The following is a 320-nucleotide window of genomic DNA, read 5'->3' as shown; positions in this document are numbered from 1 at the left end:
CCTGTTAGAGCCAGGGTTGACATCAGTGGCAATAATCAGCGCATCGGCATAGTCCGTCAGCAGTTCAATGGCACTCAAACCATAGCTCAGGTACAGGCCATCGGCACTGCCGTTCGTGTTGGACAAGGCGTAATTGTAGGTACCATTCGCCACATGGACACTGTTCTGGTTAATGGCAGAAGAAATACCCACCCCAGGTGTCACCACCTGGTTATTAATTCTCAATGTGAGCCCATCAACCGCGCTTGCCGTGTCCGCAGTGATCAACGTCTCGGTCATTCCCCGGTTCTGTTCGAGAAGAGAGACGCCCGGAGAGTCGT

Annotated in this window: 1 protein-coding gene; it reads right to left on the bottom strand. The window is 53.1% G+C overall.

The features are described 5' to 3' along the window. The coding region (locus AC2A06_RS18990) for a hypothetical protein (protein ID WP_484381316.1) at window positions 1-279 on the bottom strand (279 nt) is incomplete at its 3' end. Window positions 280-320 lie beyond the last annotated feature (41 nt).

Source organism: Serratia sp. HNCC26DJ244 (assembly GCF_057180565.1).
The sequence above is the reverse complement of the archived record's forward strand: the minus strand, read 5'-3'. Positions and strand labels throughout refer to the sequence as shown.